Source organism: Parasphingorhabdus sp., from assembly GCF_039977335.1.
GTDB lineage: Bacteria > Pseudomonadota > Alphaproteobacteria > Sphingomonadales > Sphingomonadaceae > Parasphingorhabdus.
In genome coordinates, this window is sequence record NZ_JBDWDI010000004.1 from 1,550,216 (window position 1) to 1,568,853 (window position 18,638).

Below are 18,638 nucleotides of genomic sequence, written 5' to 3' on the forward strand. Positions count from 1 at the left end.
GAAATATCAGCTTTCAGTCAGCGCTTTCCGCCGGTTAGCGAACATTGTCTGAAGCCTTTGCTTGCCGCGATGTTCGAGCAGTGCCAGTGCCGGTATCAATAGCTGCAAGATGAACGCACCGAACAGCACACCAAAGCCCAGGCTAGCCGACATCGGGATCAAGAACTGCGCTTGAAGGCTGGTTTCAAACGTGATCGGCGCGACGCCCAGAAAGGTCGTGAGCGAGGTCAGCATTATCGGCCGGAAACGGGATTTTGCTCCCTTCAATATTGCCTCTTCTATTGGCATGCCGCTGCGCAGATTCTCGTTGATGAAATCGATCATCACCAGCGAGCCGTTTACGATCACACCCGACAAGGCGATAATCCCGAATATACTCAACACCACCAACTGTAGTCCAAGCAGGATATGCCCGATCAGTGCTCCAATGATACCGAACGGAATAACCGCCATGATGATTAGCGGCTGCACATAGGACCGGAAAGGAATGGCGAGCAGCGCATAGATAGCCAGAAGCGCGAAGAGGAACGCGGTGGTCAGGTCGCCAAACGACTCGGCCTGTTCTTCCTGTTCTCCGCCCAGCGTATATAAAAGCTGCGGATAATCGGCCTGTAGCTGCGGCATGATGTCATTGTTCAAAGCATCGGCAATTTCCTGCCCCGTAACCACGTCATCGTCTAGATCAGCGGTTATCGTCGTTACCCTGCGGCCATCTGTCCGGCGAATAATCGACGGCGCTTCGCCAAAAGACACGTCGGCCAGCGTTGCTAGCGCGACTTCACCGCCCGGCACACGGACTCGGAAACGCTCGACATCAGTAATCGAATTGCGTTCTTCTTCGGGCAAGCGGATATAGACTCGCACATCTTCCCGCCCGCGCTGAACACGCAGCGCTTCGCTACCGAAAAAGGCGGCGCGCACTTGTAGCGCCACATCCTGCAAGGTCACACCCAGCGTTCGCGCAGCTGGCTTCAGCCGTAGCTGAATTTCCTGCAAGCCTTCGTCCTGATCGGTTTCAATATCAAACACGCCGGAAAAGCGGGCCAATTCTTCCATAAGCTGCGCCGAGGCTGCGTTTACTATCGCTGGATCGGGATCAGACAGCTGCACGTTGACGGGCGCGCCAACCGAAATCAGTTCGGACGCAAAAACAAGCGATCGCACTTCGACAAGCGGACCCACCGTATCCCGCCACGCACTCTCAAACGCTTTGGCATCTAGTGTCCGCTGATCCCCAGGCACGAAACTAAACTGCACACTGGCGAGATTAGATGCCAAAGTGCCGCCACTGGGTTCCGGACCGCCGTCTGCTGCTGCCTGCCCGACGCTGGTAAATATTCCGCGCAGCGGTGAGGGTTCATCATCTTCCTGTTGCGCTTCATATTCTGCATAGGCTTTGCGCCCGCCCTCCTCGATCAGTCGCGCGATTTTCTCGGTCTGCCCAATGGTGGTTCCGGCGGGCATTTCGAGACTGGCAGTAACCACATCGGCCTCTACCGATGGGAAAAAACCGACTTTGATAATCCCGGCAGGGATGAACGAAGCGAACAGGATCAATATTGCAACCGAACCGGCAACGATGACATAGGGCATCCGAAGCGAGAAATTGAGCGCGCGATCCAGCGGTCCATCGACGAACGCCTGATAATGTTTATCAACCTTAGCCTGTACGCGTTCAAAAAACCGTGTGACAATGTTCAGGTTGGGCGTTCCAGGGGCTGGCAAATGACTCAGATGATAAGGCAGGATGAGCAAGCATTCGATCAATGACAGCGCAAGCACGGCGATCACCACCAGCGGGATGTCAGCCACCAGCTTCCCGATCACACCGCCAATCGCAAATAGCGGCGAGAAAGCGGCAACGGTCGTCAGCACAGCGAAAATCACCGGCACCGTGACCCGGCGCGCACCAGTAATAGACGCGCCCAAACCCGTGCGGCCATTTTCGCGCTGGGCATAGATATTCTCGCCCACCACAATTGCGTCATCGACCACCAGACCAAGGGCAAGGATGAAGCCGAATAGCGAGAACATGTTGATGCTCGAACCGGCAAGATCAAGCAGATAAATCGCACCGATAAAGGTGACACCAATCCCCACAGCGGTCCACATCGCTAGGCGAATATCAAGAAACAAGGTCAGCGACAGCAGAACCAAAAACAGCCCGATCGCTGCATTTTTGAGGAGCAGGCTCAGGCGGTCATTGAGCAGTTCGGAATCGTCGCTCCAGATCGCATAGGAAACACCTTCGGGAAGTGTTTCGGCAAAATCACTCTCCAGATGCTCCCGAACCGCTTCGGCCACATCGAGCACCCGCTCGTCACTGGTCCGGAAGACTTCAACAAAAGCAACCGGCTTGCCATTATAGAGCGGCAACAGATCAGCATCTTCAAAACCATCCTTGATCGTGGCGACCTGACCCAGCCTTATCAACGTGCCGTTTTCATTGCTGACCAACACAATATCTTCGAAATTCTGTTGGTTGTAATTCTGTCCGATGGTGCGCACCCGCACTTCCTCGGTATCGGTATCAATCGATCCGGCTGGGCTATCGAGGCTGGATGCCGCCACGGTTTGCGAGATATCGTTGAGCGACAAACCAAAGGCCTGCAATGTGTTTTGCGGGACTTCAATCGACAGCTCATAATCGCGGATGGAGCTGGTATCGACAAAAGATACCTCGTCGAGCGCCGCGAGTGAATCCTCCAGTTGGTAGGCGACCTCTTTCAGCGCGGTTTCCGAGACATCACCAAATATTGCAATTCGCACGACACTTTGTCTGGTGGTCAGTTCGCGTACATCCGGCTCTTCCGCTTCGTCAGGGAAGGTTTGGATCTGGTCGATCTCTGCCTTCACATCATCCAATGCGCGGTCAATATCTGTGCCGAGTTCAAGCTCAACCGAAACCGCGCCTGACCCTTCATAGGCACTGGCGGTGACTTTCTTGACCCCGTCCACGGCTTCCACCGATTCTTCGATTTTCTGGACAATCGATTCCTCGACTTCATCTGGTGTCGCACCGGGGTAGACGACACTCACCTGCACCGTGTCGAGGCTGTTTTCGGGAAACACCTCTTGTACGATCGTGCCAAAAGACGCGATGCCGGCAATGAAGAAGAACAGCATCAACAAATTCGCGGCCACGCCGTTGCGGGCCATGAAAGCGACAAAGCCGCGCTGCTCCATCACCTCTTTACTGGGAACTTCCGGCCCTGATGGCGGCGAACCCGATTGATCTGCCGGTTCGGTCATTGTGCTATATCAGCTCCGGATTTGGAGGATTCAGATTTTGGGGTTGGCGCTTTGCTATCCTTTGCCTTGCCGTTTCCTGATTTCTTGGTCGCCGGCTTGGTTTTTGCGGCAGCATCCTTTCTGTCTTCGGCGATTCGCACTTGCTGACCGTCCGTGGCCGTCTTCAATGTTCCCAAAATCACAACCGGCTTTGCGCCCAGACCAGCCGTGCTGATCAATGCCTGCGTATCGGTTCGCTGGAATATATCCACTTTGACGATGCGCAATTTTCCGTCCCGCACCAGCCATATCTGGTTGCCCGGGCGCAGCGCTGCCAGTGGCAGCACCGCATATTGATCCAATGCCCGGCCCGTAATTTCGGCATCGACAAAGCTGCCAACAAATAAAGGCGGTGCACCCGATGCGCCTGCGGATTTCTGTCCCTTTTTCTGGATCACCGCTGGAGCCCCGCCGCGCAGCGGGTTGGGGATGCGCAGGAACACATCTATCGTTCTTGTCTGCGGATTAAGAACACTGCTGGCGCGATCGACAAAGGCCTGCCAACGATAGCGCGTCCCGCCATAATCAGAATAGACCGATGCTTCGATCCGGTTGTTACCGGGCCGCCACAGCGCTGGAATCAGCGCCGCTTCACTTTCCGACAACGGGATAACCGCTTCAAAATCGGCCGTGCCAACCATGGAACCAAGTGATTGCCCTGGCGCCACATAACTGCCTAGCGCGATTTCCTCAGACCGCACGACACCGGAAAATGGCGCGCGCACCGTGGTCCGCTTTAGCGCCGTTTGCGCATCGGATAATTGCGCCTGTGCCCGGCGGAGCGCTGCCCGCGCAGACAGGAGTTGCGGTTCACGAGTCGCCAACCCATTGGCTGGCGCTGATGTGCTGGCTTGCTGGCCATTTGTGCCTCGGCCTTTGGTCAATGTCTCGGGCGGCAATATCCGGGCCGCATAGTCACTGCCATCGACGCTGGCATAGGCACTGCTGCTGGCCCCCCGTTGCTCAAAGCGAGCCAGTTCTGCCTTTGCCAGTGACACTTCCTCACGCGCTTCCATGACGGCAACGTTCTGGGACGCCACATCAGCCTGCGCGGTCTGGACAGCATTGCGATAATCCGATGTATCGATCCGGAACAGCGTCGCGCCGCGCGCCACACTCTGACCTTCGCGCAGGCCAGGATTGACATAAACCAGCTTGCCCGCAACCTCTGCCGATAGCGTCAACTCTTCACGCGCGCGAACCGTGCCGGACCCTTGTACCATCAAATTGCCGGAGCGAATTTCGAGCGGCTCGGCCTGCACCAGCGGAATATTTTCCTCCGGCGGCTTTTCCTCTGGTCCGGCGCGCAGAAATATCAACAGCGCCGCAATTAATATTGCTGCGAGCAGGATCAGGCCGCCAATGACGCGTTGCCGATGCACTATTCGTCTCCTTTAATGTCTGATGCTCCGGTCTTGGGATCATCATTGTCGGTATTGGGCGCTGAGGAAGCGGTCTGGTCCCAGCTTCCACCAAGCGCGCGGTGCACTGCCAAGCGGGCCAATGCCACGTCACGCGCCGCTGAAGACAAGGCCGATTGCACCTGATATTGCGCGCGCAGCGCATCAAGATAGTCAACATAGCTGCCGACGCCCGTCGCGAACCGGCGCGATTGCAACTGTGCCGCCGCGGTCGCTTCGTCTAGTTGAGAGAATAAAAAGCTATAGCGCTGCCGCTCTTCTTCATAGCCTTCGATGGCAGCGCCCACTTCTTGATAAGCGGTCAATACCGTCCGCGCATAAACCGCCGCCTGCTGTGCATATTGCGCATCCGCGGCTTCGATATTCGCCCTGATCCTGCCGCCCTGAAATAACGGCGCGGTCAGATTGGCGCCCAGATTCAGTACCCATTTGTCAAAGATATCAAACAGGCCCGATGTGTTTCCGGCCTGTGTTCCCGTTCCAGCAGACAGGCTGATCGATGGGAAACGCTCCGCTTTGCGGGCACCGAGATTAAACCGTGCCGATTCCAGTCGCTGGCCTTCTGCGCTGATATCCGGCCGCTGCACCAACAAGTCGATGGGCAAACCGGAAGGAATGGAGGTGAAGACAAGCTGCGGCGATAGCTTCTGGCCGAGAAACTGTTCCATATTATTGGAATAGCGCCCGATCAGTACCGCCAGCTGGCCTTCGGTCGCCGTCAATTGGCGTTCGCGCTGCGGCAATCCGGCCTGAATATTACGGAAATCCTGACGCACTTGATAAAGTTCGAAGGACGTCGCGAGACCCCGGCGATAGCGATTTTCGGTTTGCTCGACCCGGTCGCCCAGCACATCGATAATCTTTGTAGTCAGCGCTATTTGATCGCGGACATCCACAATATCGAAATAGCTGGTTATCGTTTCGGCGATCACGGCAAGGCGCGCGGCTTGCAGGTCTGCGGCTGCAGCCTCGGCATCTGCGCGACCTGCGCGCGCATCATCGCGCAGTCGGCCCCAAAGGTCGACCTCATAAGAAAAGCCGAGACCGGATGTGTAGTTTTCAACTTGGATCCGAGACCCCCCGCCGGCTGCGCCAAATCCGGTGCCGGCCGATGGTGTATCGGAATAGCTGCTGCCAAGGTCGGCATTGACTTGCGGGAACAGACCGCTTTTCGACACGCGTGCTTGCGCTTCTGCCGCGCGCAAACGGGCGGCCGCTTCAGCGAGGTCGAGATTTTTGGTGAGCGCTTCGTCCAACAAGCTATTGAGAACCGGGTCCTGAAAAGATCTCCACCATTGCGCCGGTTCATAAGCGCCGCTCGCATCGACCTTGCTATATTCCTGCGGGACTCCAGCAGCGATTTCTGGTGCCTTCGAATCCGGTGCCATACTTACACAACCGCTCGCCAGCAACATAGCTGCGCCGGACGACAGAAAGGCTCTAGAAAGTTGATTTTTCACAATAGGGGCACCGTTTCAGCGGCTTAGAATCTACTAAGCATTCCCAAAGTGCCATCGAAATAAATGAACGTCAACGTTTTATTTGTACGTTGGCGTTCATTTTGCTAGAGAGGCATGACAGAGGGGAATTGCCGTGACAGATACGGACACTAATCAAGCACATAGCTTGGCCGGCGGACCAGCAAGCCAGCGCAAGATTGCTGATATCTTGGCAGCCGCGCGCGTTGAATTTTTTACCAATGGTTTTTCAGCGGCCACTATCGAAGCCATTGCAGCCCGTGCGCAGGTTTCCAAAGTGACAATTTACAGCCGGTTCAAGGACAAAGAGAATCTGTTCGGGCAAGTGGTTCAAACAGAGGTTGCCCATATGCGCGAAAATTTTGTGCCGGAGAATTTGGCGGAGAAAAGCTTGCGCGAAATCTTACTCCACGCCGCACTCGGCATGCTCGACTTTCTGTTGCGGGAAGACAGGGTTCGGCTAGAACGGATGCTCGCTGCGGAAATGGCGCGCGATCCGGCAATTGGCACGATGTTCCTCAAAAACGGGCCGCATCGAATGGCTGAGAGCCTTAAAGCTCTTTTGAAGGCCTCTGTTGATAAAGGTGAAATTCAAAGTGATGATTTGGACGCATCTACAGAAATGTTTGCCGGATTGGTGATGGGCCGGATGGATTTACTGCTACGCTATGGCCATAAGTTCAAGCTATCCGCTGCGGACAAAGAAAAACGCGCCACACGCGCCGTCGATGCCTGGATGCTGATCCACAAACCCAGAGCCAATTTTTGATCGGTACCGTTAAGCCGAATCTATCTGCGCCCAAACCGGCAGATGGTCCGATGCCTTGCGTGCCGAGGCACTGTAATGGACGCCGCCGATAACCGCCTTTAACCGATCACAATGCATGATCCGGTCGAGCCGGGCAATCGGTCCGCGCGAGTGAAAACTGCGACCGCATTCAACCAGATTATAGCTGCGCCCAAAATCATTCAGGCAACCACCAGAGGCACTCCATTCGTTGAGATCACCCATTAATATGGTCGCCCTTTCCTCTCCATATTGTTTGGCCAGTTTGACAATGGTGGCCGCCTGCCGGCGGCGCCAAAGGCCGGACAGGTCCAGATGCATGCCAAATATCGACAGTTCAAAACCGTTCACATCTATCTGCGCCATCACCGCGCCGCGCGGCTCCAGATAGGGAATATGCAATATGTCATGGGCCACTATCCGGGCGGACTTGTGCGCCAATATCGCATTGCCATGCCAACCCATGCTATCCGTCTGCACATCCAGCGGAATGGCGCGATAGTCACTATATTGTTCTAGCAGTAACGCCGGGATAGCCGCCGCCCGCGCGCCAAAGCGGCGATCCGCTTCCTGCAAGGTGATAATATCCGCCTCAAGCTCGTTGAGCACTTCAATAACACGGCCGGGATTGCGCCGCCTGTCGGTTCCGATAGCCTTATGGATGTTGTAACTGGCAACTTTTAGCATCGAAGAGTCTGCACTTGTCCCACGCCGGTTCCGTTCCGCCCGGTTTCCATTTGCCCGGGCCGGAGCCAAGTTAGGGATAAGCGCCCATCATGCAAATAGTATCTGGTCCACAGAAGTTCGTGGTTTAGCGCGCTGGTTCCAAAAATCCGAACAATGCGCCAGTGGGGTCCCGCAACAGCGCGAACCGGCCAATGGCTTCTATGGTCTTTGGTAGGATCATTATTTGCGCGTCCAAAGATAGCGCCTTCTCGGTCAACGCATCAACATCTCCAGCGGCAATACAAGGCACCCATTGCGCCATAACATCTAGCCCTTCGGGTATCGCCAAAGCCCCTGTCACGGGGCTACCATCAACTGCCGAGAAACTGGTATAAGGTCCCATATCTCCAGCATCGGACTGCTTGGCAGACCATGCGAAGAGCTTTTCATAAAATAGCTGCGCACTGTCCGTATCCGTCGTGAGCGTTCATCCCAAAGGAACACGCCCGTCGGCGCTGGATAGTCGTGACTGGCGACAAAGGGACAAATCGTTGCACCTTGCGCGTCGCGCACGACTGCGCTTCGCCCGACACCGGGAATATCAAACGGTTCTCTTTCAATTGTGGCCCCCAATATCTTGGAGCGTGCAGCGGCATCATCGACATCGTCAACGGCGACAAAGGCCAACCAGCGAGAAGGTTGATCCGGTTCAATCTCGATAAACCCGCCATGCGCTTCGCCATCATGGAGGATCAGCGGATAATCTGCCTCGCCGGATTTCCAGACAAATTCCGTCGCATGTTCAACCTCATAGCTCCACCCGAGCAACGCCGAATAAAATTGACGCGCTTTGCTAACGTTGGTGGTCAAAAGGTCATGCCAGACAATATGACCTGATGCTGATGGTTCAGACATGATTAGCTCCCTTCTGATCGTCGCCATGCAGTTTATTGCACAGAGGAATTTCCGGGGTCTTGAGCCATATCAATCCGAATCCAAAAATTTGGCGAAATATCTTTTGCTGAAGCTGTCATAATAATCTTGAAACCGCGGGAAAGGGCCCATAAGATTCGCCTTCACAGACCCCATCGCATCACAGCAGAGGCCTGACCGTGCATCCTGAAATACCCTATCTTCGGGAAACCATCATATTCCTCGTCGCCGCCGGGCTGGTTGTGCCACTGGTCCGCCGTGCCGGTATCAGCGCGGTGCTGGGCTTTCTGTTTGTTGGGCTAATCATCGGCCCCTTTGGCGTCGGGCGACTGGTCGGCGAAACGCCGGTGCTCGAACTGATGGTCATTGCCGATGTCGAGGGGGTCAGCCGGTTTGCAGAGCTAGGCGTGATATTCCTGCTCTTCACCATCGGCCTGGAGCTATCAGTTGCACAGCTTTGGGGCATGCGCCGGCTTGTCTTCGGTTTCGGTACAATGCAGGTTACGATCAGCGCGCTGGTCATCGGCGGTATCGCCTATGCCTTTGGCAATAGCTTGGTCGCTGCGGCAATTTTCGGCCTGTGTCTTGCGCTATCATCGACCGCTTTGGTGATGCAATTGCTCACCGAAACACGGCGCCTCAGCACGCCCGCGGGTCGCGCCAGTTTTGGCGTGCTGCTCCTTCAGGATCTCGCCGTGGTGCCGATCCTGTTCTTCGTTGGTATAGCGGGCGCGACAGTGGAAGGTTCGCTGGCCTTGGCGGCGCTTCAAGCAATCGGGGAGGCGGTTTTGGTCATTGCCCTGATCTTCCTGATCGGCCGGGTCGCTGTCCGTCCATTCCTGCGTTTTGTTGGCGGCACCGGCAGCCGCGAAGTGTTTATGGCTGCAGTGATATTGTTGGTGCTGATCACCGCAGCTTTGACCGCATTGGCCGGACTATCCATGGCACTAGGCGCCTTTCTAGCCGGGCTATTGTTCGCCGGAACCGAATATCGCCATCAAATCGCCAGCGATATCGAACCGTTTAAGGGCCTGCTGCTCGGCCTGTTTTTCATCTCTGTCGGGATGAGTCTCGATATCTTGGCGGTTTGGGCGGATATTCAATGGGTCTTGCTATCCGCGCTAGGCCTGCTGACGATCAAAGGCATCATTCTCTTTGCCCTCGCCCGCATCTATCGCTTGCCCAAGGATGTCGCGGCAGAAACCGCCATATTGATGAGCCAGGGCGGTGAATTTGCCTTTGTTGTCATCGCCGCAGCCCTGTCTTTCGCCCTGCTTGATCCCGACATTGCACAGTTCATGCTGCTGGTCGTCATCGTCACGATGTTCCTCACGCCGCTGCTTGCCATAGCCGGGCGGCGGATCGGCGAATATATACGTCAGCGGGACGCCAAAAATGGCGGTCCAAGCGCGAGCATTGCTGACGAGCAACCGGTGATAATCGGCGGTTTTGGAAGGGTTGGGCGTATGCTTGCACAGTTGCTGGAAGAGCAACGCATTCCTTATGTTGCAGTCGACAGCGACCCCGAACTGGTGGCTGCCGAACGTGCGAAAGGAGCCGCCGTTTTTTTCGGCGATGCCAGCCAGCCCGACCTGCTCAAACATCTTGGCATTGAACGCGCGTCGGCCTTTGCCACTACGATGGATACGCCGGAAGCGGCCGAGCATGTCATCAAGGCTATCCACCACGATTGGCCGCATATCCCGATTATCGCGCGGGCTTGCGACGTCAGCCATGCTGCCCATCTGCGCGCCAGCGGAGCCCGCAGCGCGGTGCCTGAAACGGTCGAGGCCAGCCTGGAACTTTGCGAGCAATTGCTGACCAGCATTGGCTTCCCGCAAGATGCCGCCCGCGCCATCGTCGATGATCAGCGCACCTGGCAAACCGGCAGGGGAGAAGAAGAATAGACAGTCGCTATGGAATAGGACGTAATCAATCGATTTTACACTCGCGAACAGGCCGTGATACTCAATTTTTTAAATGAATATCCCCTCTTGAGAAGAAAGACATTCCCCCATGTCCGCAAAACCAGACCAGACCATATTCCTTACAACCGACATGACGGCGCGCGGTGATCGACCGATGGATCGCGCGATCCAGCTGGCAAAAGCAGGCAATGCCAAGTTGGTGGTTTTTCATGTGCTGGAAAAAGGCCGCCATGACAGTGCCGCCATGGATGCGGCCAGAGCTGAAATCGAGCTCGATCTCTCCAGCTATGATATGGACGCCGAAATCATTATCGAACGCGGCGATGTGGTGAGTCAGATTGTTGAAAATGCGGCCGCGACCAATGCCGCGATGATCGTGGCTGGTGTTGCCCGGATTGGCCGTCTCGGTGATCTTGTCATGGGCACGCAATTGGAACGGATCATCCACCACAGCCCGCTACCGATACTCATTGCAAAAAACCGTGCGACGACCAATTATGAGCGTCTGGTAGCCGCCAGCGATTTCTCGCCGCCTTCGGCCTATGCGATTGAGCAGAGCTGTGCGCTGTTTCCCGAGCTGCAGACCCATATAATCAATGCTTTTCATGTCCCGTTTGAGGGTTTTTTGAATAGCGAAGCCGCGACAGAAGAATTTCGGACCGAACAGCATTTGCAAATTGCAAAATTCATCGAGGAGCTGGAACTTTCTCCGAAAACGCGCAAGGATCTGACCTATAGCGTTGAATATGGCGATACATGCAGCGTCGCCCAGCAGGCACTAAAGGACCGTCATACCGACCTGGCGGTTATCGGCACCCACGGTACAAGCGGTTTTCGCGCCAATATGATGGGCAGCATGGCGCGCGCACTGATCACCTATTTACCGTGCGATGTATTGGCGGTACGCAAGCCGCCAAAATAGCCGCTTCGGCATCCGTCACATTTATGCCAACTCATCGCTTGCCAATGAGGCTGCCTTGCTGTATTAGTTAGCCAATACACATTGGAGGCCCTCATGAAAAAATTGTTACTTGTCGTTCCTTTCCTTGCTCTTTCAGCCTGTGAGGGGTCTATCGCCAACGCGGTTGGCAATGCGGGAAAGAGTAGTTTTTCTGACGGCATACAAATCGGGACCTCAGATACGAATCCTGGCGAATTTGAAGGTGTCACTCTTGCGGGACCAGATAATGTCATCTTCACCACCGGCTCGGACTTTTCCATTCGGGCGGAAGGCGATGCCGATACGCTGGAACAACTGCGCTACAAGATCACTGATGGGCAGCTGAAAATTGGCCGCGAAAGAAAAGGCATGTGGAGCGGCGATTATAAGGGTGCGACCGTCTATGTGAGTGCGCCGTCCCTGAACAGCGCCAAGCTTTCCGGGTCTGGCGATATGAAAGTCGATAAGATGGAGAGCGAAAGCACGAAGATTAGTGTTGCCGGGTCTGGCAATATCGACGTTGAGACCATGGACACCGCTTCGCTCACTACCAAAGTCGCCGGGTCTGGCGACGTCTCGGTTGCTGGCACCGCCGATGATGTCAAAATATCAATTGCTGGCTCCGGCGATATCAGCGGTAAGGGACTTAAAGCCGAAACCGCAACCATCAAAATTGCCGGCAGCGGTGATGTCTCCCTGTCTTCGGATGGCACCATCGATACCAAAATTGCGGGTTCCGGGGATGTCCTTATCCATGGCGACGCCAAGTGTAACTCCAAGACCGCAGGATCAGGAAAGGTCACCTGTGGGTAATTCCCTAAGCGGAATTCCCTTTCCTACCTGATTGGCCTTCTGCTAGCCTTCCTTACAAAGGCTTGGGAGGGCTATCATGACAACGCAAAACCATCAGATCAGCCACAACCAGATGAGATATGGTGCGGTTTTCGAACCGGCACCGCGCTTGCCTGCTTTTTGTGGAGAAACAGTGTGTGATCTATGTGAACTTTGGATCGCACGCTGCTCTGAAAAGTGGCGTGTGATGTGTGTGAACTTTGAACGGCGTACGTCTCGCAAAAAACGACCTGTGAATTGTGTGAACTTTGGAATTTCATCGCGATCAATAGCGGTGGATTGTGTTCCGGTCTGGAGTGCAATTTTCACGGGGAGACAGGCTCATGCCTAATTTCTGGGAAAAACATGCCGTTCCGCGGATCATCAAATTCGCCTGTTCACAACCGGCAGTGATGAAAGACCGTAGTGAAGTAGTCCCCAAAGCGCAGGGCGAAGTGCTGGAACTAGGCTGCGGTGGCGGTATCAATCTGCAATTTTATGATCGCTCCAAAGTCGACAAGCTCACTGGGCTCGATCCCTCTGCCGAGCTGCTCGACTATACGCGCAGCGAAGCCAAGGCGCTTGGTTTTGAGATGGATATATTGGACGGCATTGGAGAAGCCATGCCATTTCAGGACGATAGTTTCGATACGGTGCTCACGACCTTTACGCTTTGTTCAGTACAAGATGGTAAACAAGTTCTGAAAGAAATGCGGCGGGTGCTGAAACCGGGCGGCAAAATCCTGTTCCTTGAACATGGACGCGCGCCCGATAAAGGTCCCGAAAAATGGCAACAACGGATTGAGCCAGTATGGAAACATATTGCCGGTGGCTGTCATTTGCATCGCCCGGTCTCGAAATTATTCGAGGCAGAGGGCTTTGCGCTGCAACAGGAAGGCGGGCATTATGCCCCCAAGACGCCTAGATGGTTAGGCTGGATGGAATTTGGAGAAGCACGGCCGTTATGAAGAATCTCTTTGTCATTTTGTCACTCGCCTTGGCCGTGATCGCAGCGCCAGCGCAGGCTATGGAACGCAAATTCTCCATCTCCAGCTTCGAAGATATCCGTATTATCGGCAGCGTCGATGTCTTCATCACCACCGACCGCGGTGTGTCCGCCAGCGCGGAAGCGGCCAACCGGGAAGTGTTGGACCGTGTTTCTCTGCGCAAAAGTGGCAGCCAGCTGATCGTTTCGGTTAAACCGAAGCCTGGCAATAATAGCCGTTTTTCGGCTGACGAACCCGTCACAGTCACCCTCAGCAGCTATGTTATAAAGACAATCACTCATTCAGGATCAGGTACAGTATCCCTCGACAAGCTTGGTGGTAGCGCGCCCAAAGCACGTCTAAGCGGCTTCGGTGTGCTAATGATTAACGATGTCGACGGCGACACGCTCGACATTGCGATGAATGGGGGCGGGCAATTTACGATAGCTGGTCAAGCCAAAAGAGGGCGGATCAGCCTTCTCGGCTCCAGCATATTCGATGGCTCACAATTGACTTTGGAGACATTGGATCTCACTCATCGTGGACCGGCCAGTAGCCATGTTTTCGTTGAGAAAGAAGCCAATATTTTCAATAGCGGCACTGGTCAAATCCAGATTGATGGCAGGCCCAATTGCAGCGTCAAATCCGGCGGTTCGGCACAGATAACCTGCGATCCGAAACGGTAGACTCTCCTCTTAAATTTATCTGAAAATCAATCAGTTAGTGCACTGTTCCGATCGATTGGTCGATCGATAGCAATACACAAAGCCGTTCGACCTGGCGCCATTTACAATAGTGCAAATGATTGCCAACGGCACGGCTTTTGTCCGCCCGGTTGGCGGCTTCCAGACCGGCCTCTTCACCAAAATTGGTGATCAGCTGTTCGGCATCGGAAAAATTGGTGGAGTCTATAAATACGGGTAGTTGCAAAACAGGCTCCTGCGCTAAAAAAGTGAGCCTCTATCGACCCACTCGATGGCAATGAGCACTAATCAACAGGAGTGGAAATTCCGTCAAAGCGGATGGTGAACAAAAGCTTATTTTTTGGTAAGCAAACTGCTCTGGTCAATCGCGGCAGAGCATGGCATGGGGCGGCGATGACTGTTGAACGGGGACTCAATATGACCGACGACCAGAATCCAAAAGGCAGCACCAATAAAAGTGGCGGCGGGTTTTTCCTCGCGGCCGGTTGCATTCTCGGTGCCATTGTGGGCGGTCTGTTGGGGCAGCCTTCCATAGGTTTTCTTGCCGGATTGGCTACCGGTGCTCTGATCGCCACCGCCATCTGGTATTTTGATCGCTAATACCGTTGGAAGATTCCTACCAATAGCGTGCTTGTCATCAGACGCGGTGCTTCCTATTATCTTCCCATGCTAAAACATATTCGCAACGTCTCGATTCTGCTCATCATCATCGTTATTGGCGCAGGCTATTATTTTACGCGCGGCGACACGGCTCGCCTGCCGCTCGAAGCGACTACGGGGGTGAAACCCGAGATCACCAATGTGCGTAAGGAAAATTTCCCGACCATCAATATCGCCGAGGCCGATCCGTGGAATCCGGGCGAAGGTCCCGTCGCAGCAAAGGGCCTGACGGTCGAGCGATTTGCCGAAGGATTGGATCACCCGCGCTCCATGCTGCGTTTGCCCAATGGCGATATATTGGTTGCCGAAACCAACAGCCCGCCCCGCACCAATAGCGGCATCGAAGGCTGGATCATGCGCAATCTGATGAGCAAAGCGGGTGCCGGCACAGCCTCGGCCAACCGGATCAGCTTGCTGCGCGACAGCGATGCCGATGGTAAGGTTGATGAGAAATTCGCCCTGCTTGAAGATCTCAATTCACCTTTCGGCATGGCGTTGATCGAAGACACACTCTACGTAGCGAATACCAATGATGTCGTGGCCTATCCCTATACCGTTGGTGATACCAAAATCACCGCAGAGGGCCGCAAGGTTGCCAACCTCAATGCAAAGGCACCCAATAATCATTGGACCCGCAACCTGATCGCTAGCCCGGATGGAAAATATCTGTTCATCGCTGTCGGATCGAACAGCAATATCGGTGAAAACGGTATGGATTCCGAGGATGAGCGGGCAGCCGTTTTGCGCGTCGAATTGGCGACCAATGACAAGATTGTTTATTCAGACGGTCTGCGCAATCCGGTCGGACTCGCCTATGAACCGGTTTCCGGCAAGCTCTGGACCGTGGTCAACGAGCGCGACATGCTCGGCAGTGACATGGTGCCGGATTATCTGACCGAAGTGCTCTTTGCTTCTCATTATGGTTGGCCATGGCATTTCTGGCGCGGGCATGTCGATCCACGGGTGGAGCCGAAAAATCTCGATCATCGTCAATATGAGCGGCGGCCTGACTATGGCCTGGGCGCTCATGTCGCTCCTTTAGGTCTGGCCTTTTCCAATGGCGAAGCTTTGGGCGCGCCATTTGACAGCGGTGCCGTCGTTGCAAGACATGGCTCGTGGAACCGCAAGCCGCTATCCGGCTATGACGTTGTCTATGTGGATTTCGATGAAAAAGGAAAACCGCAGGGTAAGCCGCAAATGCTTCTTAGCGGCTTTATCGATGACGAAGAAAAGGCACGCGGTCGCCCCACTATGGTAGAGTTTGACCGGACCGGAGCCTTGCTGGTCAGCGACGATGTTGGCGGGATAATCTGGCGGGTTTCAAAGCCCGGTGCGACAAAGCCCGAAGCTGAAACCGAAACCGAACAGCCTAGCTGATCGACTTTCCGGCACGCCCGGCCAGTTCAACGATATATTGCCACGCAACCCGGCCTGACCGGCTGCCGCGCTGACGGGTCCATAAAAGCGCATCTTCGCTTTCATATACCAACCCATAGGCTTCAGCATATCGGTCAATCATCGCCAGATAGTCATCTTGTGATGCGGCATGAAAACCGAGCCGCAGGCCAAAGCGATCTGACAGCGCCAGTTTATCATCAACCACATCACGCGGATTGATCGGATCATCCTGTTCCGCCATTTGGCGCGGGACGATATGGCGACGATTTGACGTAACATAGAGCCGTACATTGGCGGGGCGTGCCGCCGCGCCACCTTCCAGCATGGACCGCATCAGGCGCGGTGCAGCGCTGCCTTCTTCAAACCCGATATCATCTATGAACAGGATGAAGGCGCGATCCGTCTTACCCAAGGTGGCAAAAAGACCCGGCAGGTTTTCGAGCATATCCGCATTGGCCTCAACCATGGCAATATCCGAGCCCGCCATGTTCAACTCGCGGACCACTGACTTAGCGAGGGCAGACTTGCCCATACCGCGGGACCCCCACAGCAAGACATCATGAGCCGCGAAACCTCCCGCCAGGCGTTTACTATTTTCCAGCAACCGTGCCTTCTGATCGTCAATTCCGGTCAACATATCCAGCGCAATGGGTGCGAAGCTGTCAATCGCTTCGATGGTTTTACCGGTCCAATGGAAGGCCGGCCCCGTGCCGATATCTGCAGATTCGGAAGGAACAGGGGACAGGCGTTCCAAAGCATTGGCAATCCGATGGAGCGCCACCCCAATTTCCAGACTGCTCTCCCCATCCGTCATATCAGGCGACCAGTTCCTCACTGTTGAGGCTATATAATATGTCAGCCCCGCCCATAGCTGCGGCTTTCAGGCCCAAAGCCTCGGGAACAAGATGATCGAGATAGTAGCGGGTCGTTACCAGCTTTGCTTTCAGGAACGGATCGTTGCCCTCGCCCAATTCCGCCTCAGCAATCCTCTGCTGCTTTTTCATCAGCATACCGCAAGTCGCCGTCGCCAGCATGGTCATGAACGGATAGCTACCGGCTAGACGGTCATCAATCGAGGCATCGCCGCCGGCCATCCACTTGGCGATATCTTCGACCATCAGTGCCAATGTCATCAGCGTATCTTCGTCTTTCGCTTCTGTTTTAATGTCAGAAATAAGAGCCATCATCGCATCACCGCCATCCAGACCCAGCTTCCGACCGACAAGATCCGCTGCCTGAATACCATTAGTACCTTCATAAATCGGGGCGATCCGGGCGTCGCGAAAATGCTGGGCCGCTCCGGTTTCTTCGACAAAGCCCATCCCGCCATGCACCTGAACGCCAATCGACGCGACCTCATTGCCGATGTCCGTCCCATAGCCTTTGATCAGGGGTGTGAGGATTTCAGCTCGCGACTTCGCACCTTCAATGCCCAAAGTCGCCCCATCTACATGAGAGGTCGCAAAATAGAGCAGCGCCCGAGCCGCCTGTGTCAGCGCTTTGCTGCGCAGGATCATCCGGCGCACATCTGGATGCTCAATAATCGCAACGGGTTCTTTATTGCCGCTGCCCGCACGCGCCGATTGTACGCGGTCGGTGGCATATTCTATGGCTTGCTGAGTTGCTCGTTCAGCAATCTGCACGCCTTGTGAACCGACATTGATGCGGGCGTTGTTCATCATCGTGAACATCGCTTTCATCCCGCCAAATTCGCCGCCAATCATCTCACCGATACATTCGTCATTCTCGCCATAGGCCATGACGCAGGTCGGCGACGCGTGAATGCCAAGCTTATGTTCAATCGAAACACAGGTCACATCATTAGGCGCTGCGCTATTGCCGTCAGCGTCCAGATGGAATTTGGGAACAATAAACAAGGAAATGCCCCGCGTCCCTTCTGGCGCACCGGGTGTTCGGGCCAAAACCAGATGAACAATATTGTCGGTCAGGTCATGCTCGCCAAAGGTGATATAAATCTTCTGACCTTTGATCTTATATTTTCCGGCATGTTCCCCTTCCGTGATCGGCTCTGCCGTGGAACGTAGTGCACCGACATCGGATCCGGCTTGCGGTTCGGTAAGGTTCATCGTTCCCGTCCATTCACCGGAAATCATTTTCTCTAAGTAGGTTGCCTTCTGCTCATCGCTACCATGAGCGTGAATCGCCTCGACTGCGCCAAAGCTCAGCATCGGGCATAGAGTGAAAGCGAAATTGGCCGCTCCACAGGTTTCGAGGATCAACGCGGACAGCGAATAGGGCAAGCCTTGTCCGCCAAAATCTTCAGGACCGTCAATAGAAGCCCAGCCACCTTCGACAAACTGACCATAAGCCTCTTTGAAACCCGCCGGCATAGTCACGCTGCCATCATTCCATTTCGCGCCCACAGTATCGCCGGTGCGGTTAATTGGGGCAAATTCACCGGCGGCAAACTGGCCAATGCCCTCAACAATGGCTTCGACCATATCTTCGCTGGCACCGGCAAAGCGTTCATGCTCGGCAAGCGAGCCGATATTGGCGATATGTTTTAGGACGAAATTCTGTTCTCTGCTGGGCGCTGTAAAGCTCATCTAATTGGTATCCGCTATTGCTTGAATTCTCGCTGGGCTATAGCGCCC

The 18,638-nt window shown here is 54.8% G+C and carries 17 protein-coding genes; 8 read left to right on the forward strand and 9 right to left on the reverse strand.

Features of this window, described 5'->3' with window-relative positions; translation table 11 throughout:
• Positions 1–6 precede the first annotated feature (6 nt).
• Genes ABJM21_RS14820 through ABJM21_RS14830 form a run of 3 tightly spaced genes read right to left on the reverse strand, consistent with a single transcriptional unit; the run spans position 7 to position 6,172 of the window.
• Positions 7–3,252 carry an efflux RND transporter permease subunit gene (locus tag ABJM21_RS14820; RefSeq protein WP_348300772.1) on the reverse strand — a complete coding sequence of 1,082 codons (3,246 nt, stop codon included), beginning with the start codon at positions 3,250–3,252 and terminating at the stop codon, positions 7–9.
• Positions 3,249–4,673, reverse strand: coding sequence for an HlyD family efflux transporter periplasmic adaptor subunit (locus tag ABJM21_RS14825; protein ID WP_348300773.1), 1,425 nt, complete (start codon positions 4,671–4,673; stop codon positions 3,249–3,251). Before ABJM21_RS14825 ends, ABJM21_RS14820 begins: the two co-directional genes overlap by 4 nt.
• The gene (locus tag ABJM21_RS14830) at positions 4,673–6,172 is read right to left on the reverse strand and encodes a TolC family protein (RefSeq protein ID WP_348382170.1); all 1,500 of its coding nucleotides are present in this window, start codon (positions 6,170–6,172) and stop codon (positions 4,673–4,675) included. Before ABJM21_RS14830 ends, ABJM21_RS14825 begins: the two co-directional genes overlap by 1 nt.
• 133 nt (positions 6,173–6,305) lie before the next feature.
• On the opposite strand from ABJM21_RS14830, the gene ABJM21_RS14835 reads away from it, so the two are divergent.
• Complete coding sequence (locus tag ABJM21_RS14835; protein WP_348300774.1) at positions 6,306–6,959, forward strand: TetR/AcrR family transcriptional regulator; 654 nt, start codon at positions 6,306–6,308, stop codon at positions 6,957–6,959.
• A gap of 9 nt (positions 6,960–6,968) precedes the next feature.
• On the opposite strand, the gene ABJM21_RS14840 is transcribed toward ABJM21_RS14835, so the two are convergent.
• From ABJM21_RS14840 to ABJM21_RS14850, 3 genes are all read right to left on the reverse strand, one after another.
• The gene (locus tag ABJM21_RS14840) at positions 6,969–7,664 is read right to left on the reverse strand and encodes an endonuclease/exonuclease/phosphatase family protein (RefSeq protein WP_348300775.1); all 696 of its coding nucleotides are present in this window, start codon (positions 7,662–7,664) and stop codon (positions 6,969–6,971) included.
• Between the two features lie 124 nt (positions 7,665–7,788).
• Entirely contained in the window at positions 7,789–8,004 is a 216-nt protein-coding gene (locus ABJM21_RS14845) for a hypothetical protein (protein WP_348300776.1), read from the reverse strand.
• Entirely contained in the window at positions 8,001–8,558 is a 558-nt protein-coding gene (locus ABJM21_RS14850) for a VOC family protein (RefSeq protein WP_348300777.1), read from the reverse strand. Before ABJM21_RS14850 ends, ABJM21_RS14845 begins: the two co-directional genes overlap by 4 nt.
• A 197-nt stretch (positions 8,559–8,755) precedes the next feature.
• On the opposite strand from ABJM21_RS14850, the gene ABJM21_RS14855 reads away from it, so the two are divergent.
• From ABJM21_RS14855 to ABJM21_RS14875, 5 genes are all read left to right on the forward strand, one after another.
• Positions 8,756–10,483: a cation:proton antiporter gene (locus tag ABJM21_RS14855; RefSeq protein ID WP_348300778.1), complete on the forward strand. Its 1,728-nt coding sequence runs from the start codon at positions 8,756–8,758 to the stop codon at positions 10,481–10,483.
• Positions 10,484–10,592: 109 nt separating this feature from the next.
• Positions 10,593–11,426: a universal stress protein gene (locus tag ABJM21_RS14860; RefSeq protein WP_348300779.1), complete on the forward strand. Its 834-nt coding sequence runs from the start codon at positions 10,593–10,595 to the stop codon at positions 11,424–11,426.
• 93 nt (positions 11,427–11,519) lie between these two features.
• Positions 11,520–12,257 carry a head GIN domain-containing protein gene (locus tag ABJM21_RS14865; RefSeq protein WP_348300780.1) on the forward strand — a complete coding sequence of 246 codons (738 nt, stop codon included), beginning with the start codon at positions 11,520–11,522 and terminating at the stop codon, positions 12,255–12,257.
• 362 nt (positions 12,258–12,619) lie between these two features.
• Complete coding sequence (locus ABJM21_RS14870) at positions 12,620–13,243, forward strand: class I SAM-dependent methyltransferase (protein WP_348300781.1); 624 nt, start codon at positions 12,620–12,622, stop codon at positions 13,241–13,243.
• Positions 13,240–13,947 carry a DUF2807 domain-containing protein gene (locus ABJM21_RS14875; RefSeq protein WP_348300782.1) on the forward strand — a complete coding sequence of 236 codons (708 nt, stop codon included), beginning with the start codon at positions 13,240–13,242 and terminating at the stop codon, positions 13,945–13,947. The genes ABJM21_RS14870 and ABJM21_RS14875 overlap by 4 nt, the downstream gene beginning before the upstream one ends.
• Positions 13,948–13,981: 34 nt before the next feature.
• On the opposite strand, the gene ABJM21_RS14880 is transcribed toward ABJM21_RS14875, so the two are convergent.
• Complete coding sequence (locus tag ABJM21_RS14880; protein WP_207986832.1) at positions 13,982–14,191, reverse strand: hypothetical protein; 210 nt, start codon at positions 14,189–14,191, stop codon at positions 13,982–13,984.
• Positions 14,192–14,382: 191 nt separating this feature from the next.
• Here ABJM21_RS14880 and ABJM21_RS14885 point away from each other — a divergent pair, with 191 nt between their 5' ends.
• Together ABJM21_RS14885 and ABJM21_RS14890 are read left to right on the forward strand one after the other, a co-directional pair.
• The gene (locus ABJM21_RS14885; RefSeq protein WP_348300783.1) at positions 14,383–14,565 is read left to right on the forward strand and encodes a hypothetical protein; all 183 of its coding nucleotides are present in this window, start codon (positions 14,383–14,385) and stop codon (positions 14,563–14,565) included.
• Positions 14,566–14,631: 66 nt separating this feature from the next.
• Positions 14,632–16,002, forward strand: coding sequence for a sorbosone dehydrogenase family protein (locus ABJM21_RS14890; RefSeq protein WP_348300912.1), 1,371 nt, complete (start codon positions 14,632–14,634; stop codon positions 16,000–16,002).
• On the opposite strand, the gene ABJM21_RS14895 is transcribed toward ABJM21_RS14890, so the two are convergent.
• Positions 15,995–16,837: an ATP-binding protein gene (locus ABJM21_RS14895; RefSeq protein WP_348300784.1), complete on the reverse strand. Its 843-nt coding sequence runs from the start codon at positions 16,835–16,837 to the stop codon at positions 15,995–15,997. The genes ABJM21_RS14890 and ABJM21_RS14895 overlap by 8 nt on opposite strands.
• Position 16,838: 1 nt before the next feature.
• Positions 16,839–18,590, reverse strand: coding sequence for an acyl-CoA dehydrogenase (locus ABJM21_RS14900; RefSeq protein ID WP_348300785.1), 1,752 nt, complete (start codon positions 18,588–18,590; stop codon positions 16,839–16,841).
• Positions 18,591–18,638 lie beyond the last annotated feature (48 nt).